The sequence below is a fragment of the Solibacillus isronensis genome (assembly GCF_900168685.1).
GTDB classification, from domain to species: Bacteria; Bacillota; Bacilli; order Bacillales_A; family Planococcaceae; genus Solibacillus; species Solibacillus isronensis_A.
In genome coordinates, this window is record NZ_FVZN01000014.1 from 2,317,384 (window position 1) to 2,335,601 (window position 18,218).

Below are 18,218 nucleotides of genomic sequence, written 5' to 3' on the forward strand. Positions count from 1 at the left end.
GCAGGAGGATACGGCACGATGAATAATTCTCAAAAAAACCAGACTATGCTTTATTTAGCATCAGATGAGCTAATGCAAACTCATTTATCTTGCACTAAAATAAGCAATCGTAATAAGGATGAATTCACCTTTTCCATTCGTGTTTTTTGCTATGTCGAAAAAAATAACTCCTATGCGAAAAGTGTTCCATTATATTTGATACTTGGCTTAAATAAACAAGGTGTCGGCATGACTTTGGCTGTCGATTTAGTCAATATCCCAAATGTTTGCCCGATGCAATTAAAAAAGATTGTTGAACATTTACAACAAAGTCCGGCACTATTGCTAATCGTCTGTCAGCAGCTCGATAAAATTGCATCTTCTTCATCAATTGAAGAGGCCGTGCAAGCAAAACTGGCAAAGCATTTCTTCATTGAAAATGCGCCAAAAGGGATTACTAGCTTTACGACAAACCGTCAGGCAAAGGAACTGTACTGGCTCATGCATAAAAATCAAATGATTTCAGATATGGATTCATTTAAATTAGATGCTGAAGGCGGTCATATTGCATTTACTGTTCAGGTTGGCTTTAAACATGATTTCATTATGCAATGCTATGAAGTAGATTGCATGATGCATATGTTCAATGAAGACGAAAAGCTCGGCTATTATTTTGAGCTTTATTTGGATCAGGAAAATTATCATCATCAGCTACTATATGAAACGTTGCCGGATCAGTTCATGGACAACAAAACATTTTTAAATCAGGTTTTGGAAGAAATGAAAAAACGCAACGAAGAACAGTACGATGATTATTTGCAGGATTTAATCGAAAAGTTTACAGCGAGCATATAAAAAAGAGTCAACCCCCAATAGCGGGATTGACTCTTTTTGTTTATACATATAAGTAAATTGCGAAGAACATCGCGACACTGCCGCCCATAACAAATAAGTGCCAAATTGCATGGTTGTATGGAATGCGGTCATTTTTGTAAAAGTAAGTGCCGACTGTATAGGAAAGCCCGCCGATTAATAATGTGGCAAAGCCTGCGATGCCTATATGTGCGAATAACGGCTTGGCAACAAAAATAATAAGCCAGCCCATCCCGATATAAACAAACAGCGACAGTAATTTAAAACGGTAAACAAAAAATTGTTTCAGCACAATACCGATTGTTGCTAAAATCCATTGAATCGCAAAAATTGTCCAACCTAATTTGCCGCCAATTGCGACTAATACGATCGGTGTATATGTTCCTGCAATCAATAAAAATATTGAGCTATGATCGAGCTTTTTCAGAAATGTTTTATGTTTCGGCCATGAATGATACATTGTTGAAGCAAAATACAGGCAAAACATTGAAATACCAAAAATAATATAGCTAATAAGCTCTAATGTTGTACCTTGATGCTGGGCTTTGTTTACTAACAGCAATGTTGCGGGAATCGTCAGCAATGCAGCAACTCCGTGTGTCAGCCCGTTCCAAAATTCTTCCTTTGTACTATATCCACTTTGTTCCATCATGATTTGTGTCATAAAGCCACCTCTTTCATTATTCAATTATAAAAAAATGTATTTAGTTGTTATAGAAGAACTTGTCATACTTTCCATATGATATTTATCATGGATTAGCTGGAAACTTTCATTTCTGAAGTTAAAGCTTTTAAGGGGTTCTTTTTATAAAAGCTATACCCCCTTCTAACATAATAAAAAACCCACTGGGATAAATTTTTTCCAGTGAGTTATTGTCAGAATTATACTTGGATATGACGGGCGATTTTTTCTGTTAAGCGAGTCGTTACTTTCGGCAATAATACTTTAATTGCCGGATTTAATACTGCGCCTGAAAGACCGCCAGCAGTTACTTCTACTGTACCTGTCATATATGTACCGCCATCTTTTGGCTCGGCCGTAAATTCACCGCCGCCGTTAATATTATCCGATAGCCCTGTAATTTCAAATTTGATTTTAGAAGGCTCATTCATTTCGATAATTTTAATTTCGATTTCAACTTTTTTCTTTAAGCCTTTAAAGTTTCCTTCGAATGTCCAATGTGATGTTTGGGCATCCAGTTCTTTATGCTCTTTGTAAGCTGGAACTAATACAGCCCATTTTTCAATTTGACTTACGAAAGCCCATACTTTTTCCTGGCTAACTGGGATTTGTACTGAATGTGATGCTTGTGCCATGTTGTTACACTTCTTTCTTCAATTCATTAAATGTGACCATTTACTATTCTAGTATTACATAGAAATCAGTTACGCAACATAGTTATTTTCGCTTTTCATGCAAAATCTAAATAAAAATGCACGGTAGTTTTCTATATGAAAACACCGTGCATTAATTTTATTTCAATAATTATTTAACAACGATATTAACTAATTTACCTGGGATGACAATTACTTTCACAACTGTTTTTCCATCGATAAATTCCTGTACTTTGCTGTCTGCTAAAGCAACTTTTTCTAATTCTTCTTTAGTAATATCTTTTGCAACCGTTACTTTTGCACGTACTTTACCTAAAACTTGTACAACAACTTCGATTTCATCGTCAACTAGTTTCGACTCATCGAATGTTGGCCATGTTGCATACGTAATTGTGTCTTCATGTCCTAAAATTGACCAAAGCTCTTCAGCAATATGCGGTACGATCGGTGATAAAAGCTTCACGAAGCCTTTTGCATATTCTGTTGGAATTACTTCCGCTTTGTAGCAATCATTAATGAAGACCATCATTTGTGAAACTGCTGTGTTGAAGCGAATGCCTTCATAGTCTTCCGTCACTTTTTTCACAGTTTGGTGATACACTTTTTCCAATGTCGTATCAGAAGAATCCTGAATTTTTGCAGCTAGCTTTCCTTCATCTGTTACGAATAGACGCCAAATACGATCTAGGAAACGACGTGCCCCATCAAGACCGTTCGTACTCCATGCGACAGAAGCTTCCAGTGGACCCATGAACATTTCGTATAAACGTAATGTATCTGCACCGTGTGAAGCGATAATGTCATCCGGGTTTACTACATTACCTTTTGATTTAGACATTTTTTCATTACCTTCACCTAGAATCATCCCTTGGTTAAATAACTTTTGGAACGGTTCCTTCGTATGAACAAGCCCTAAATCATAAAGCACTTTATGCCAAAAGCGTGCGTATAGTAAGTGAAGTACCGCGTGCTCTGCACCACCGATATAAATATCGACTGGAAGCCAGTGTTTTAATAGTTCTGGATCTGCAAGCGCCTGATCATTTTTCGGATCAATATAGCGCAAGAAGTACCATGATGAACCAGCCCATTGCGGCATTGTATTCGTTTCACGGCGTCCTTTTTTGCCTGTTACCGGATCAACTACATTTACCCATTCTTCAATATTGGCAAGTGGTGATTCACCTGTACCTGAAGGACGGATGTTTGTCGTTTTTGGTAATTCCAATGGCAGCTCTTCTACAGGAATCGTAGTCATAGTGCCATCTTCCCAGTGAATTACTGGAATTGGTTCACCCCAATAACGTTGACGGCTGAATAACCAGTCACGTAGACGGTAAGTGATTTTCTTTTCCCCTACACCATTTTCCACTAACCATTCAATTGCCTTCGCAATGCCATCCGCTTTATTTAATCCGTCTAGGAAGTCCGAGTTAATGTGCGCACCGTCACCAGTGAACGCTTCAGTCTCGATGTCTCCGCCTTCAAGAACCGGAATAATTTCTAAATTGAACTCTTTCGCGAATTCATAGTCGCGCTCATCGTGTGCAGGAACAGCCATAATTGCACCTGTTCCGTATGTTGCCAATACATAATCCGCAATCCAGATTGGCACTTGTTTGCCGTTAATCGGGTTCACTGCATAAGCACCTGTAAATACACCTGTTTTTTCTTTTGCTAAGTCTGTACGTTCTAAATCAGATTTTAACGATACTTTTTCCAAGTATGCTTCTACCGCTTCTTTTTGCTCTGCAGTAGTAATGTCAGCTACTAATTTATGCTCTGGTGCTAATACACAGTATGTCGCGCCAAATAATGTATCCGGACGTGTTGTGAATACTTCGAAGTTTTTGTCTGTGTTGGCAACTGTGAATTTCACTTGTGCACCTTCAGAACGGCCGATCCAGTTACGTTGCATTTCTTTAATTGATTCCGGCCAGTCAACATCAACTAAATCATCGACTAAACGGTCTGCATATTTTGTAATACGCAGTACCCATTGTCGCATCGGACGACGTACTACCGGGTGACCGCCACGCTCAGAAACGCCGTCAATTACTTCTTCGTTTGCAAGTACTGTACCTAATGCTTCACACCAGTTTACTGCCACTTCATCTACATACGCTAAATCCATTTCCACTAACTTAGTGAAAATCCATTGCGTCCATTTATAGTATGACGGGTCAGTTGTATTAATTTCGCGATCCCAATCATAAGAGAAGCCTAGTTCGTTAATTTGACGTTTAAATGTCGCGATGTTTTTTGCCGTAAATTCAGCCGGGTCATTTCCTGTATCAAGTGCATATTGCTCGGCAGGTAAACCGAATGCATCCCAACCCATTGGATGAAGTACATTATAGCCTTGCATACGTTTAAAGCGCGATAAAATATCTGTCGCCGTATAGCCTTCAGGGTGTCCTACGTGCAGACCCGCACCTGATGGATACGGGAACATATCCAATGCATAAAACTTTGGCTTATCCATTTCATTTTCAGTTTTGAATGTTTTATTGACATCCCAAAACGTTTGCCACTTTTTTTCAATTTGCTGATGATTAAAACTCACAATAATTCCTCCTTTAAATATATTCTTGCTGTGGTTTATGTATTTTAGGCGCATCATCAATGATTTAACAGAATATTTAAAAAATAAAAAATCCCGTCCCATCTTATGATAAGAAGGGACGAGAGGTATTTTTACTCCCGCGGTACCACCCAAATTAGTGACGCAGCACTCAGCTTCATTTCTTAACGCGAATACACGGCCATTAGCTACTATTACTTCACTAAAGCAAACTCCGAGGCGAGTTCAACTTGACACTTACCGGCTTTCACCTGCCGCCAGCTCTCTATAAAGTGCGTCCATTTACTATTCCTCATCACAGTCAATATTATTATTTCATTCATTTTAACGAATTCAACACAAAAGTACAAGTAACTGTTTTATGTTTGTTCTTTTCCTAGCGTACGATCAAAGACCAGACACGGAATTATAGCGATGACAATGAGCAGTGATAATATAAGCATCAAAATTTGCATGCCATATAAATCTACCATTAACCCGCCAAAAACAGGTCCAATCATACGTCCAATTGTAGATGCACTATTGACGAGCCCTTGATAGAAACCTTCCTGTCCATGAGGCGCCAATTTATTGGCAATCATCGGAATGACCGGTGTAAAGAACACTTCCCCAAACGTCAATATGACCATCGCTGCAGCAAACATTTTAAAGTCCTGGGCAAAATAAACGACGATATAAGATAGCGACATCAATATGAGACCAAGCACGAGCTGATGTTTTATTTTGTTTTCCCAGCGTGTGACAAGCGGTCGGATAATCGGTTGAACTGCAACGATCATGAAGCCGTTGATCGTCCATAGTAAACTGTATTCGGACAGGCTCATTCCTAACCCTTGTGTATAAGAAGAAATGGTCGCGCTCCATTGAGAGTAGCTTAACCAGCAGACAATTAACGATATACTTAATATACTGATCGCCATAATCGGTCCCCTGTTTCTTCTTTTTGTCTCACCTGAGAACGGTTTAGTTGTCAGTCCCTTCATATCAAAACGCTTATATGTCGTGATGACAAGGACAAAAAATATAGCATAGAAAAATAGATTCGCACTAAATACATAGTCAAACTTAATATCGGCAACAATACCTGCCAATGCCGGGCCAATTGCGACCCCTACGTTGTTTGCCAAAAAGATCGAGTTAAACGCTCGTCGACCCCCTTCTGGCCAGGCACTCCCTGCTATCGCATAAATTGCCGGGTACACAATCCCTCCACTAAAGCCCATCATCGTTAAAAATACAATGTACTGCGGCCAGTCATGCCAAATGGTCAACAGAGTGATTGAGATCAAATTAAATACAACCCCAATTAAAATCGCTTTATAGCCACCTAATTTATCAAATAAATAACCGCCTACTAGATTACCAAACACACCTGCCAATGAATTTAGCATAAGGACAATTCCAGCGGTAGTTAAAGATTTTCCTAAATGATCATGAATATAAATACTATTTAAAGGCCATAAAAATGAATTTCCGACCGTATTTACGAATGTGCCAATAATTAAAAACCATACTTGCTTCGGCACTCCACTTCCTCCTTCAATATTTGCTCAATTTACTAGTTTATTCTTTAAAAGGAATTTGTACAAGAAAAAGATTTCTATTAGGACACGATGTTCTGTCCGTGTTAGAATAATACGTTAGAGGAGTGAACTAGGAATGACTGAAACAAATTTCCCTTTCCCGTCAGACGGGAAACGTTATTATACATGGAATCGCTATTTACGAAATGAATTCGGAAAAAAAGTTTATAAGGTTGCTTTGGATGCTGGATTTGATTGCCCAAACCGTGACGGTACGGTCGCTTTTGGCGGTTGTACATTCTGTTCGGCAGCAGGTTCAGGAGACTTCGCGGGCAGTAAAGTCGATCCGATTCCGGTACAGTTCGAAAAAATCAAAGCAAAAATGGAGAACAAATGGAAAGACGGCTTAACAATGGCCTACTTCCAAGCGTATACAAATACACATGCTCCACTTGAAGTATTAAAGGAAAAGTTCGAAGCAGCACTTGCCTGTGAAGGAGTAATGGGACTATCAATTGCAACGCGTCCTGACTGTTTGCCGGATGATGTTGTTGAATATTTGGCAGAGTTAAATGAACGTACGTATTTATGGGTAGAACTTGGACTTCAAACTGTTCATGAAAAAACGGCCAATTTAATTAACCGCGCACATGATTACGCTACATATGTGGAAGGTGTTAACAAACTGCGCAAGCATGGTATTCGTGTCGTGACACATATTATTAACGGATTGCCTTTAGAGGATTACGATATGATGATGGAAACAGCCCGTGAAGTGGCAAAGCTTGATGTACAAGGAATTAAAATCCATCTGCTGCACCTTTTAAAAGGAACACCACTTGTGAAGCAATACGAAAAAGGCATGCTGGAGTTTATGGAAAAGGATGCTTATATCCAACTCGTGGCAGATCAGCTGGAAATTATTCCGCCTGAAATGATCGTCCACCGTATTACAGGTGATGGTCCAATCGATTTAATGATTGGCCCTATGTGGTCTGTCAACAAATGGGAAGTACTGAACGGAATTGATGCGGAGCTGGAACGTCGTGGTTCTTACCAAGGGAAGTTTTATAAGGCGGATGTGACAAAATGAAATTAGAACGTGTTCTTCAATATGCACAAACCTTATTGGAAATGTCAGTTTCCGAAGGTGATATTGCGGTCGATGCAACAGCAGGAAATGGACATGATACGCTTTTTTTAGCAAATCTCGTTGGAGATGACGGCTATGTGTATGCGTTTGACGTACAAAAGAAAGCGGTTGATGCAACACTTCACCGTCTGCTCGATAATGCACTTGAGCATCGGGCAATCGTTTTAAAAGACGGGCATGAAAATGTTGCAAACTATATTCACAAACCTGTTTCAGCAGCAATTTTCAATCTTGGATATCTTCCAGGCAGCAATCATGAAATTGTAACAAAGCCGAACACTACAATCCAGGCGATTGAAAGTTTGTTAAAGTTGTTAAAAGTGGGTGGAATGATCGTTTTAGTCGTTTATCATGGTCATGAAGGCGGAAAAGACGAGCGCGATGAAGTGATTCGCTATGTAAGTGATTTACCGCAAAAACATGTACATGTTCTGCGCTATGAGTTTATGAATCAGAAAAATGATCCCCCGTTTATCATTGCATTAGAAAAAGTAAAAGAATTTCCGATAGAGGGCTAAGTTTTCTTAGCTCTTTTTCATATCTTTAATGAGGTGAAATGATGCGTTTATGGCATACCGAGTTAATCCCTTTTATCCCGAAAAGTCAGCTTCTTGCCCAGTGGCGCGAGTTGAACAGCATTTTCGTGAAGGAAGACAAACATGTATTAATCAATTATATTTACGAATACCCGAAAGAGGATTTATATATTTATACACAAATCGTTCTGGAGGAAATGCGCGCCCGTGGCATTACGATTCGTACGATTGATAAAATGGATCGTTATTTTGCCGATCTTCGTATTCCCGAAAACTATCCGCCATACAGCCGGCATCATAATGATGAATATTTAACAATTTGCTACTACAATTTATATGAAAAATATATTCGCGGCCAAAAAGATTTTACTACAGAACAGTTCGAATTATTACAGCAGTATTATTCAATGAAAAAATAATAATATAGTAATAACTATATGATAGAAAAGGTATGGACTCTTATTAAGAAACGGATATTTTATAAAATTGATTGGAATGAAGGGCGAGTGTTCGTGCTGACGGTTTCACCTTTCGCACTGTTAAAACACCAGCTGTCGGCTAACGCCTTTCGCTACAAGATTTTCTCTGTGACGAAAGCGTAAGCGTCAGTCACAAGCAGAGCTTCCTGCGGGAATAGCAAAATTTATTTTGCGACGAAAGCGTAGCGACAGAAGCACCGACGCCTGAGACGCTCGTGTAAGGCCGTGCCCGCGGAAAGCGTCCCGGAATGGAAATCAATTTTTACGCACAGCGAAAAAAAAGCCATTTTTCTCTCATAAAGTGTACCCTTTGTAAAGGACATTTTGAAAAAGCCTAGGCAACTTGTTGAAGCTGCTGTCTGTATTTTACAGGCGGCAGTTTTTTTAAATTCCACTGGCCTCGATAATAATTGTAATACGTCATATAACTCTTTATCTCTCGTTTTACTTCTTCTAACGTCTCACACTCTTTTAGATTGGCTTCATCTTTAAAATGCCCGAAGAATGATTCCTGGGGCGCATTATCCCAACAGTTCCCACGCCGTGACATGGACTGACCTAAGCCCAATCGCTTCACCAATGCTTGATAGATCGGGCTTGTATAATGAAAGCCCTGATCCGAATGGATAAAGGCATCTTTCACTAAATGCTTGTGTTTTTTCAATTTCTTTAATGTATCGAGGGCGATATCCAACGATAAGGAATTTGATACTTCATACGCTAAAATTTCGTTCGTTTCAGCGTCTTTAATCGTGGATAAATAAGCGCGTTTTCCGTTTCGATACGTCAAATACGTGATATCTGTTAATAACACTTTTCCTACTACACCTTGTTTGAAATTCCGTTTTAAGTCGTTTGGGCATGTACGGTGTTCTTTCGTTGCTTTTACCATACGTCGATAAGGATTCGCTTTTCGAATGGGACAAACAATATCATACTTTTTCATAATGCGACGAATTCGTTTTAGGTTGTAGGTGATACTATATTGATTTTGAAGTGTCATTTTGATTTGGCGCGCTCCCTTTTTGCGTCCTCGGAAATGATAGGCCTTTAAAATGATTTCTTTCACTACTTCATCTGCCGCATCTTGGGTTGCCCGGTTTTGGGCGGATTGTTCATCAAAATAATTGTAATAACCCGAACGGGAAACACCCATCATTTCACATAAGTAGCTCACCATGCGCTTCAATTTATACTTTTCGATGGCTCCTTGAATTAATTCAAATTTTATTTTCGCTTCAATTGTGATTTCTTCTTCAACATCTGCCTTTCGAGTAGATCCAGCTTTTTTAGTAGTTCATTCTCTGCCTCAAGTAATCGCGTTTTCGCTTCTAAACGTGCATATTTTTCTTCAAGGCTTAATTCACGTTCAAGTTGGCGTCCCGAATTCGTTTTACGTGTATCCTGTAAACCATTTATTCCGGCTTTTCGGTAAGCTGCTTGCCAGCGTTTTGCGGAAGAACGAACACGCTCCAAACCGATTAATTCAACGTCCAATCCCGCTTCTTCAAAAATGGCTCTTGGTAATTTCCCCTTTTCATTTTCTGCAATAAAATGACGCTTAAATTCATCTGTATAGGTAATGGCCTTGTCACTGACGGCCTGTACATTCGGATTACATTTTAATTGTGCTTGTTGTTTCTCTGTGAAGTAGATTTTTGTCATTCAATTCCGCTCCAGTATCTTTTTTCTTATTATAAATAAAAATACCCTACAAGATAGGCTTTTTTCAAAGTGTCTATCTTATAGGGTACATTTTATCAGAGGAAAATGGCTTTTTTGGATTTTCAATCTATTAATCTCTCTTATATGTCTCCCAGAAATCTGCATTTTTAATACCGAGTTTTTTCGGATCAAATACTGGGTCTTTTCCTTCTTTTTTCTGTTGCTCATAATCTTTCAATGCAATGAGGGCCGGCTTCATGATGAATAATAGCATAATTACATTAATCCATACCGTTAATCCTAAACCGACATCACCGAACGCCCAAGCTAAATCGGATGTTTTAACTGTACCGTAAAATGCCGAAGCCAATAACACGAACTTCATTAAGAAGATACCGATTCGTCTTGCACTGCCATTAAACATATACGAAACATTTGTTTCAGCGATATAGTAATATGCCATTAATGTAGTGAAGGCAAACAGGAATAACGAAATTGCGACAAACCCTGAACCGAAGTTATTTAAAGCAGGGAACGCATCATTTACTGCCGCTTGCGTAAAGCCTGAATACGTAATTGACTCATCCATTTTTGCCTCGATCAGAGCTCCGTCTTGACTACCCTCATGGACATTGTATGTACCCATGAATAAAATCATTAATGCTGTTGCAGAACATACTAAGATTGTATCAATATAAACTGAAGCTGCCTGCACTAAGCCTTGTTTAGCAGGGTGCGAAACTTCTGCTGCCGCTGCTGGGTGCGGTCCAGTACCTTGACCAGCTTCGTTTGAGTAGATGGCACGTTTTACTCCCCAGAAAATTGCACTGCCGATCATCCCGCCAAATACTGCATCTGTAGCGAAAGCACTACGGAAAATTAAAGCAAATACTTCAGGCACAGCTGTAATATTCATAATAATAATTATAAACGCTACTAACAAATAAGCTAATGCCATGAATGGAACTAAAATTTGGGCAGCATTTGCAATACGCTTAACACCACCAAAAATAATTACTGCTAATAAAAGAATAGTAATAATACCTGTAATCCATGGTTCAATCCCAAATGCATTATCAACTGCACCAGCAATGGCATTTGCCTGAACACCAGGCATTAAAAATGCAACGGATGCAATCATCGCGATGGCAAAAATAACACCTAATGCACGAATACCTGTTGTCTTTTCAATATAGAACGCTGGCCCACCACGGTATTGCCCATCTTTTTTCTCTTTGTAAATCTGGGCTAACGTCGACTCCATATAAGCCGTTGATGCGCCGATAAAGGCTGTAACCCACATCCAGAACACAGCACCTGGTCCACCGAATGCAATAGCGGTTGCGGTACCGACAATATTACCTGTACCTACACGTCCCGACAATGCAATCGATAACGCCTGGAATGAAGATACACCGGCTTCTGATTTTTCTCCTTTGAACATTAGCTTAAACATGTCTCCAATTAGCCTAACTTGGGCAAATTTTGTAAGGATAGAGAAAAACAAACCGACGATTAAAATACCATAGATCATTACCGGGCCCCATAAAATATTATTGGCCCACCCTACAAAATCATTCAAAAAATCCATATTATACCCCCTTGTTGAAATAATGTATTAATTTGAAATTTAGTATATTACAAATATTCGAAAATTTCGATATATTTTTTTATTTAAAAAAATAAACCTAACAAATTGTGAGTTTGTTAGGTTCTTTGCTATTCAATAATATAGCCCAAATCTCTTAAAACATTGTTAATATAATCAATCGTAAATTTAAAGACATCTTCCCGTTCAAATTCAAAATACAGACTATGAAGGCAGCCTTTCCATTGTTTGTAATGAAACTCGGAAAGCGTATGCTCAGTAATCCACTTTTTTGATGTACTGATATCTGTTACTTTATCATTTTCCCCTGTCATTAATAATACCGGAATGTCCGGGAACTTCAATTCAGGGTTACGGATTGTCCGAGTCATCTGCTGCCAGTCGCGATACCATTTTACTGTCACCATACTCGTTAACGGCAATTGTTCTTTCAACTCCATTAACACATCTGTATTCCTTGTAAGATGATGCGGCTCCAATTCATGTTTCAGTTTAACATTCGATGTAATGGCACTGAAGCTCGATAAGGCATTCGACAATTTTCCTGGTGCCAGCTTTAAGTTAAACCAAGGTGATGTTAAAACAACACCCGCACATTCTATTTTATTGTTCTGGAGCACATATGTAGCTATTGCTGCCCCTAGTCCATTTCCGACGATAAATAGCGGTAAGTTATATTCCAGTGCCACTTTTAACAACACTTTTGTATACTTGTAATATTCTTTAAAATCCTCATCATGATACTTTGTATACTTTCCTTGCTCTCCATGTCCCGGCAAATCTCCCATTACAACATGAAAGTGGGAACTGCGGAACTTTTCGATTAACCATGCGTACCACCGGTGATGTTCATATGCGCTATGAAGAATAACGACTACGGCTTTTGGTTGTTGCTCTGTTTCCCATTTCCACATGGCCATACTCCTTACATATAAATTATTTTTATGTCATAAACATGAGACCTTTAAAATGAAGTCTGAGTTTTGCCGAGTATCAAAAAATTATGATATTGCGCTTTCTTTAATATCGGCATCATTATATTACTATTTATTTGTTTAATTATAATACATTCCGATCTAAAAGAAATGTTAATTGAAAAATCTTCACGTTTTGTTACGATATCTATAGATTTATCTACAATTTTATAGAAGAAATGAGGAATTGAAAATGATTTACCCTTATAAGGATAAAATACCGACGATTCACCCTTCCGCATTTATTGCCGACTATGCCACAATTACCGGTGATGTAACAATAGGAGCCGAAACTTCAATTTGGTTTAACACGGTAATACGCGGCGATGTGAACAAAACAATAATTGGTGAGCGTGTCAGCATCCAGGATTTGAGCTGCCTTCACCAAAGTCCCGCTTACCCACTCATTATTGAAGATGAAGTTACAGTAGGTCATCAAGTTACATTACATAGCTGTACTATTAAAAAACGCGCTTTAGTTGGTATGGGTTCCATCATATTGGACGGGGCCGTAATTGGCGAGGGAGCATTTATCGGTGCCGGCAGTCTTGTTCCACCGGGAAAAGTCATTCCTCCCAATTGTTTAGCGATGGGACGCCCAGCAAAAGTCGTACGTGAAGTAACTGAAGAAGATCGCGCAGATATGGATCGCATTATTTCCGAATATGTTGCGAAGGGACAATACTATAAATCACTTCAGAAATAATAAATTCACACTCATTTACTGTTTGTAAAAAATCTCTTCCTATAATATAGGAAGTTTACTGGAAATTATAAAAAAAGGAGCTATCCATTTAATTGGATGCTCCTTTATATTTTATTAAATTCCTGCTTTTGCTTTTAGTTCAGCTGCTTTATCCGTATTTTCCCATGGCACATTTAAATCTGTGCGGCCGAAATGTCCGTATGCTGCTGTTTGCTTATAGATTGGGCGACGTAAATCAAGCATTTTAATGATGCCTGCAGGACGTAAATCAAATAGTTCACGAACCCAGTTTACGATTTCTGATTCTGCTACTTTTCCTGTACCGAATGTATCAACTGCGATCGAAACAGGTTGTGCAACACCGATTGCATAAGCCAGTTGTACTTCAGCACGGTCAGCCAAGCCAGCTGCTACAATGTTTTTGGCAACATAGCGTGCTGCATATGCTGCAGAACGGTCAACCTTCGTTGCATCCTTACCCGAGAATGCGCCGCCACCGTGACGTGCATATCCGCCGTAAGTATCAACAATAATTTTACGACCTGTAAGACCTGCATCTCCTTTAGGTCCGCCGATTACAAAGCGACCTGTCGGGTTGATGAAGTACTTTGTAGCTTCATCCAATAAATGAGCAGGAACTACCGGTTTAATAACGTGTTCTTTAATGTCTGTTTGGATTTGTTCCAATGTTGCTTCTTCATCATGTTGTGTTGAAATAACGATTGTATCCACACGAACAGGCTCATTATTTTCATCATATTCGATTGTTACTTGTGTTTTACCATCTGGACGTAAATATTCCAATTCTCCAGATTTACGCACTTCTGTTAAACGACGTGCTAATTTGTGAGCTAAAGAAATAGGCATCGGCATAAGTTCCGGTGTTTCGTTACATGCATAACCGAACATTAAACCTTGGTCTCCTGCACCGATTGCTTCAAGTTCGTCTTCAGTCATTGAACCTTCACGTGCTTCCAATGCCTGGTCAACACCTTGTGCAATGTCAGGTGATTGCTCTCCTACTGCTACTAGTACTGCAAGATTCTCAGCATCAAAGCCGTACTTACCGCGTGTATAGCCGATTTCTGCTACTGTATCGCGGATAATCCCTTTCATATCTACATAAGTAGAAGTTGTAATTTCACCAGATACTAATACTAAGCCTGTTGTTACCGTAGTTTCACAAGCTACACGTGCATTTGGATCTGCAGCTAAAATAGCGTCTAAAATGGCATCCGAAATTTGATCACAAATTTTGTCCGGATGTCCTTCCGTTACACTTTCTGATGTAAACAGTCGACGATTTGTCATGTCATTTCCTCCTAAATCACTTTGGCAATTGTTTTTTATTGATACGGTACTCATTACCCATGTCCGTTATATTGCAGCAAATACGCTTATGTGTACTCACCTTTTTAACGTCAAGCTATATTTGCTTTAACACGAGGGTCTGAAAGGCTGTAACTATATAATTTTCGCTCAGTACGAAATTGTAAAACAAAATAAAAAAAATCCTTTCTCTCATAGCCGTGTTCATCACACGTGAGGAAAGGATATTACGTTTCGTTACCTTTCACTCTTATCGTTCAAGGGAAATTTTGCCCTTGCATCAGGTTGGCACCAACACGTATAAAATATACGCAGGTTGCCGGGTTTCATAGGGCCTGCCCCTCCACCAGCTCGGGATAAGAGTATCCGTTCAATTAAACATCTTACGCAAAAAAACAAGTACTGTCAACAAATTTTGACTTTTTTCGATCCGCTAAAATTTACGAAAAAATAATTTGCAATTAGTATAGATTATTTCACTTAATGTGTTATACTATTTTTGAATTAGGAATCAACTCCCCTCTATAAGGGAATACTATAAAAAAGGATGGTATTTAATAGATGAATTCGGTAGAAATTGCTAACGAGCTGAAAGAACTTTTAAACGGGGAAAACATCAAAACTCAATTATCTGTTCCACAATTAATTGAAAAAGCGACATCACGCGGAGAAGCAACGCTAACTGTTGAAGGCGCATTACGTGCTGAAACAGGCAAATATACTGGCCGCTCTCCTAAAGATAAATATATAGTAGAAGAAGAAATTTCAAAAGACAAAATCGATTGGGGTAAAGTAAACCGTCCGATCTCAGCAGAAGTATTTGATAAACTTTATGTAAAAGTTTTAAATTACTTAAAAGAACGTGACGAGTTATATGTATTCAACGGTTTTGCTGGTGCAGACAAAGAGTCTCAATTATCTATTAAAGTAATTAACGAATATGCTTGGCATAATCTATTCTGTCATCAATTATTCATCCGCCCAACAGCAGACGAATTGGCTAAACACGTTGCCGAGTTTACAATCGTATCTGCGCCAAACTTCAAAGCAGATCCGGAAGTAGACGGTACTGGATCGGAAACATTCATTATAACATCTATCGAAAAGAAAATCATCTTAATCGGCGGAACTGAGTACGCGGGTGAAATGAAGAAGTCAATCTTCGGTATTATGAACTACTTATTACCTGAACAAGATATCTTCCCGATGCACTGCTCTGCTAACGTTGGCGAAGAAGGCGATGTAGCATTATTCTTCGGTTTATCTGGTACAGGGAAAACTACGTTATCAGCTGACAAAGACCGTAAATTAATCGGTGATGACGAGCATGGCTGGTCTGACAACGGTGTATTCAACATTGAAGGTGGTTGCTACGCAAAAACAATCAACCTATCTGCTGAAAATGAGCCGGAAATTTACAATGCGATCCGCTTTGGTTCAGTTTTGGAAAACGTTGCGGTAGACCCTGAATCACGTGAATGCGACTATGCAGACGGTTCTTTAACTGAAAACACACGTGTCGCTTACCCAATCGACTTTATCGATAATATTGTCTTACCATCAGTAGCAGGTCATCCAAATACAATCGTCTTCTTAACAGCCGATGCATTTGGTGTATTACCTCCTATCTCTAAATTGACTAAAGAGCAGGCAATGTATCACTTCCTAAGCGGCTTCACTTCTAAACTTGCCGGTACAGAACGTGGTGTAACAGAGCCAGAACCAGTATTCTCTACATGCTTCGGTTCTCCATTCCTACCTCTTGCTGCAACAGTTTATGCAGAGCAATTAGGTAAGAAAATTGATGAGCACGGTTCACAAGTATTCCTAGTAAACACTGGTTGGACTGGTGGCGAATACGGTGTAGGTAGCCGTATGAAGCTTTCATATACACGCAAAATGGTTCGTGCTGCAATCGAAGGGAAATTAAATAGCGTCGACACTACAAAAGATACTGTATTCGGATTAAACATCCCGGTAGAAATTGAAGGTGTACCAACTAACGTATTAAACCCTCGTGATGCATGGGCAGACAAAGCTGCATATGACAAAAAAGCTTCTGAACTTGCTGAACTGTTCAAAAACAACTTCAAGAAATTCGAAAATGTTGATGAAGAAATCGTTCAAAAAGGCGGCCCATTAGTATAATTTACTAATCAGCTATGTTTATTCAAATAAAAACAGCATTTTTCTCTAGTAGAAAAATGCTGTTTTTTTTGTGTGTTTATTGGCGTTTCATCCAATCACATAAACCTTTCACAGTGTCACGGTTAAGGTTAGGAGGATAGTGATGCTTTAGTCCAGATGAGTACCATGTCTCAACAGATTTCCCTTCCTTTTTTAAGTACTGCTCCAATTTATAAGCATGCTCTATATCAACATGCTGATCTTCTGTACCATGAATAATAAGTACGGGGGTTTGAAGTTTTTCGATTTCAAATAAAGGTGTACGGTCATCATAGTTTTCCGGTACTTTATTTGGAGTACCGCCAACAATTCTTTTTAAGCCGCGCCGCATATCAACACGTTCCCAATATGTCGCTGTCGCATCCGATACACCTGCCCATGTTACGAGCGATTTAATATCATCACGTAAAATCGCTGTCCACAATACCATTAACCCGCCGCGGGAAAAACCATATAAATTCACTTTGTCCGCTTGAAAAAATTGTTTCAATACTTCTATGCCATTAACCGCATCATAACGGTCATCGCCGGCAAATTCATCCTTACCTTCTCCCCCGCGATTTCCACGGTAATACGGGGCGAATACAACGAAGCCTTGCATCGCAAATTGTGCAATGCGTGCAGGTCTGACCATTCCGATTGATTGGAGTCCCCCACGCAAATATAAAAGCGCTTCATATGTACCAGGGGCTTTAGGACGTGCCAATAATCCTTTTACACGCAGTCCTTGTGACCAATACGTAATTTCATCTAATCGGATATGAGGATTTGGTGATGGGTAATTGCGTATCGAAAAAATCTTACCATTGTCGTTCATGATTTTTCACTTCCTGCAACATCTTTTTCATTCCTGCATCCCGCATATAGAAACTTAATTTTGGCTGCTGCCAGAGCTCTTCTTCTGTCAGCCATAACATGCCTTCTGTTTCATGATCTCCTGTAAAAGGTTCAATGTCCTTTACCTTGGCAGTAAAGACCGCTTTGCAAAAGGGAACCTCATCATGCACAATATAGTAGGCGAACCATTTTACATCTTCTATGACCACATTTGCTTCTTCATATACTTCACGGATAGCCGCTTCGTATAGTGTCTCGCCGGGTTCCTGCTTGCCGCCTGGAAACTCAACGCCACGACGATAATGAATCGTGCATAACCATTTGCCTTTATATTGTACGAGTGCCAATACATGCTTCGGTTCAACTTCGAAAGGACCTTCATCAAATCTTAAATCTACTTTTAAATTATTTTCATCGATAAATGTAAACATCTTTTCGCTCAACTCCTA

16 protein-coding genes, 1 riboswitch and 1 other annotated feature are annotated in these 18,218 nt (G+C 39.2%); of the genes, 6 read left to right on the forward strand and 10 right to left on the reverse strand.

The window, feature by feature from the left end; genetic code table 11:
- Nucleotides 1–18: 18 nt before the first annotated feature.
- Entirely contained in the window at nucleotides 19–834 is an 816-nt protein-coding gene (locus tag B5473_RS20200) for a cysteine methyltransferase (protein WP_079528566.1), read from the forward strand.
- A 40-nt stretch (nucleotides 835–874) separates the two neighbouring features.
- On the opposite strand, the gene trhA is transcribed toward B5473_RS20200, so the two are convergent.
- The 4 genes from trhA to B5473_RS20220 all read right to left on the reverse strand — a co-directional run bounded on the left by trhA (nucleotide 875) and on the right by B5473_RS20220 (nucleotide 6,297).
- Nucleotides 875–1,516: a PAQR family membrane homeostasis protein TrhA gene (gene trhA, locus B5473_RS20205; protein WP_079528568.1), complete on the reverse strand. Its 642-nt coding sequence runs from the start codon at nucleotides 1,514–1,516 to the stop codon at nucleotides 875–877.
- 218 nt (nucleotides 1,517–1,734) lie between these two features.
- Nucleotides 1,735–2,169 carry a CoxG family protein gene (locus B5473_RS20210; RefSeq protein ID WP_079528570.1) on the reverse strand — a complete coding sequence of 145 codons (435 nt, stop codon included), beginning with the start codon at nucleotides 2,167–2,169 and terminating at the stop codon, nucleotides 1,735–1,737.
- 169 nt (nucleotides 2,170–2,338) lie between these two features.
- Nucleotides 2,339–4,753, reverse strand: coding sequence for a leucine--tRNA ligase (gene leuS / locus B5473_RS20215; RefSeq protein WP_079528572.1), 2,415 nt, complete (start codon nucleotides 4,751–4,753; stop codon nucleotides 2,339–2,341).
- 111 nt (nucleotides 4,754–4,864) lie between these two features.
- Nucleotides 4,865–5,079: a binding site (T-box leader), on the reverse strand.
- A gap of 51 nt (nucleotides 5,080–5,130) precedes the next feature.
- On the reverse strand, nucleotides 5,131–6,297 hold the full coding sequence (locus tag B5473_RS20220) for an MDR family MFS transporter (protein ID WP_079528574.1): 1,167 nt from the start codon (nucleotides 6,295–6,297) through the stop codon (nucleotides 5,131–5,133).
- A gap of 133 nt (nucleotides 6,298–6,430) precedes the next feature.
- Here B5473_RS20220 and B5473_RS20225 point away from each other — a divergent pair, with 133 nt between their 5' ends.
- Genes B5473_RS20225 through B5473_RS20235 form a run of 3 tightly spaced genes read left to right on the forward strand, consistent with a single transcriptional unit; the run spans nucleotide 6,431 to nucleotide 8,402 of the window.
- Entirely contained in the window at nucleotides 6,431–7,387 is a 957-nt protein-coding gene (locus B5473_RS20225) for a TIGR01212 family radical SAM protein (protein WP_079528576.1), read from the forward strand.
- Complete coding sequence (locus tag B5473_RS20230) at nucleotides 7,384–7,965, forward strand: class I SAM-dependent methyltransferase (protein WP_079528580.1); 582 nt, start codon at nucleotides 7,384–7,386, stop codon at nucleotides 7,963–7,965. The genes B5473_RS20225 and B5473_RS20230 overlap by 4 nt, the downstream gene beginning before the upstream one ends.
- Before the next feature lie 41 nt (nucleotides 7,966–8,006).
- Nucleotides 8,007–8,402 (forward strand): pyrimidine dimer DNA glycosylase/endonuclease V, encoded by a 396-nt coding sequence (locus B5473_RS20235; protein ID WP_079528583.1) that lies wholly within the window; start codon nucleotides 8,007–8,009, stop codon nucleotides 8,400–8,402.
- Nucleotides 8,403–8,796: 394 nt separating this feature from the next.
- On the opposite strand, the gene B5473_RS20240 is transcribed toward B5473_RS20235, so the two are convergent.
- The 3 genes from B5473_RS20240 to B5473_RS20250 form a co-directional block, all read right to left on the reverse strand.
- Nucleotides 8,797–10,127, reverse strand: a protein-coding gene (locus B5473_RS20240; RefSeq protein ID WP_439848463.1) for an IS3 family transposase whose coding sequence is annotated in 2 segments (ribosomal slippage) — nucleotides 8,797–9,746 and nucleotides 9,746–10,127 — 1,332 coding nt in all. Because the reading frame shifts where the segments join, the coding sequence is not laid out codon by codon here.
- Nucleotides 10,128–10,257: 130 nt separating this feature from the next.
- On the reverse strand, nucleotides 10,258–11,718 hold the full coding sequence (locus tag B5473_RS20245; RefSeq protein ID WP_079528586.1) for an alanine/glycine:cation symporter family protein: 1,461 nt from the start codon (nucleotides 11,716–11,718) through the stop codon (nucleotides 10,258–10,260).
- 128 nt (nucleotides 11,719–11,846) lie between these two features.
- The gene (locus B5473_RS20250) at nucleotides 11,847–12,650 is read right to left on the reverse strand and encodes an alpha/beta hydrolase (RefSeq protein ID WP_079528589.1); all 804 of its coding nucleotides are present in this window, start codon (nucleotides 12,648–12,650) and stop codon (nucleotides 11,847–11,849) included.
- 253 nt (nucleotides 12,651–12,903) lie between these two features.
- On the opposite strand from B5473_RS20250, the gene B5473_RS20255 reads away from it, so the two are divergent.
- Entirely contained in the window at nucleotides 12,904–13,416 is a 513-nt protein-coding gene (locus B5473_RS20255) for a gamma carbonic anhydrase (protein ID WP_079528592.1), read from the forward strand.
- A gap of 114 nt (nucleotides 13,417–13,530) precedes the next feature.
- Here B5473_RS20255 and metK read toward each other — a convergent pair whose 3' ends face one another.
- Nucleotides 13,531–14,727, reverse strand: a complete 1,197-nt coding sequence (gene metK / locus B5473_RS20260; protein ID WP_079528596.1) for a methionine adenosyltransferase — start codon at nucleotides 14,725–14,727, stop codon at nucleotides 13,531–13,533.
- A 265-nt stretch (nucleotides 14,728–14,992) separates the two neighbouring features.
- A riboswitch (SAM riboswitch) is annotated at nucleotides 14,993–15,108 on the reverse strand.
- A 198-nt stretch (nucleotides 15,109–15,306) separates the two neighbouring features.
- Here metK and pckA point away from each other — a divergent pair.
- The gene (gene pckA / locus B5473_RS20265) at nucleotides 15,307–16,893 is read left to right on the forward strand and encodes a phosphoenolpyruvate carboxykinase (ATP) (RefSeq protein WP_079528599.1); all 1,587 of its coding nucleotides are present in this window, start codon (nucleotides 15,307–15,309) and stop codon (nucleotides 16,891–16,893) included.
- Between the two features lie 76 nt (nucleotides 16,894–16,969).
- Here the strand turns inward: pckA and B5473_RS20270 are convergent, their stop codons facing one another.
- Together B5473_RS20270 and B5473_RS20275 are read right to left on the reverse strand one after the other, a co-directional pair.
- On the reverse strand, nucleotides 16,970–17,749 hold the full coding sequence (locus tag B5473_RS20270; protein WP_079528602.1) for an alpha/beta hydrolase family protein: 780 nt from the start codon (nucleotides 17,747–17,749) through the stop codon (nucleotides 16,970–16,972).
- Nucleotides 17,733–18,200: an NUDIX hydrolase gene (locus B5473_RS20275; RefSeq protein WP_079528606.1), complete on the reverse strand. Its 468-nt coding sequence runs from the start codon at nucleotides 18,198–18,200 to the stop codon at nucleotides 17,733–17,735. Before B5473_RS20275 ends, B5473_RS20270 begins: the two co-directional genes overlap by 17 nt.
- Nucleotides 18,201–18,218: the final 18 nt, after the last annotated feature.

Bases quoted from the DNA above. Each gene is read 5' to 3' on its own strand.
- B5473_RS20225 (WP_079528576.1), top strand. From the start codon at position 6,431: ATGACTGAAACAAATTTCCCTTTCCCGTCAGACGGGAAACGTTATTAT.
- B5473_RS20200 (WP_079528566.1), top strand. From the start codon at position 19: ATGAATAATTCTCAAAAAAACCAGACTATGCTTTATTTAGCATCAGAT.
- B5473_RS20230 (WP_079528580.1), top strand. From the start codon at position 7,384: ATGAAATTAGAACGTGTTCTTCAATATGCACAAACCTTATTGGAAATG.
- B5473_RS20250 (WP_079528589.1), bottom strand. From the start codon at position 12,650: ATGTGGAAATGGGAAACAGAGCAACAACCAAAAGCCGTAGTCGTTATT.
- B5473_RS20210 (WP_079528570.1), bottom strand. From the start codon at position 2,169: ATGGCACAAGCATCACATTCAGTACAAATCCCAGTTAGCCAGGAAAAA.
- trhA (WP_079528568.1), bottom strand. From the start codon at position 1,516: ATGACACAAATCATGATGGAACAAAGTGGATATAGTACAAAGGAAGAA.
- B5473_RS20245 (WP_079528586.1), bottom strand. From the start codon at position 11,718: ATGGATTTTTTGAATGATTTTGTAGGGTGGGCCAATAATATTTTATGG.
- pckA (WP_079528599.1), top strand. From the start codon at position 15,307: ATGAATTCGGTAGAAATTGCTAACGAGCTGAAAGAACTTTTAAACGGG.
- B5473_RS20275 (WP_079528606.1), bottom strand. From the start codon at position 18,200: ATGTTTACATTTATCGATGAAAATAATTTAAAAGTAGATTTAAGATTT.
- B5473_RS20270 (WP_079528602.1), bottom strand. From the start codon at position 17,749: ATGAACGACAATGGTAAGATTTTTTCGATACGCAATTACCCATCACCA.
- B5473_RS20255 (WP_079528592.1), top strand. From the start codon at position 12,904: ATGATTTACCCTTATAAGGATAAAATACCGACGATTCACCCTTCCGCA.
- B5473_RS20235 (WP_079528583.1), top strand. From the start codon at position 8,007: ATGCGTTTATGGCATACCGAGTTAATCCCTTTTATCCCGAAAAGTCAG.
- metK (WP_079528596.1), bottom strand. From the start codon at position 14,727: ATGACAAATCGTCGACTGTTTACATCAGAAAGTGTAACGGAAGGACAT.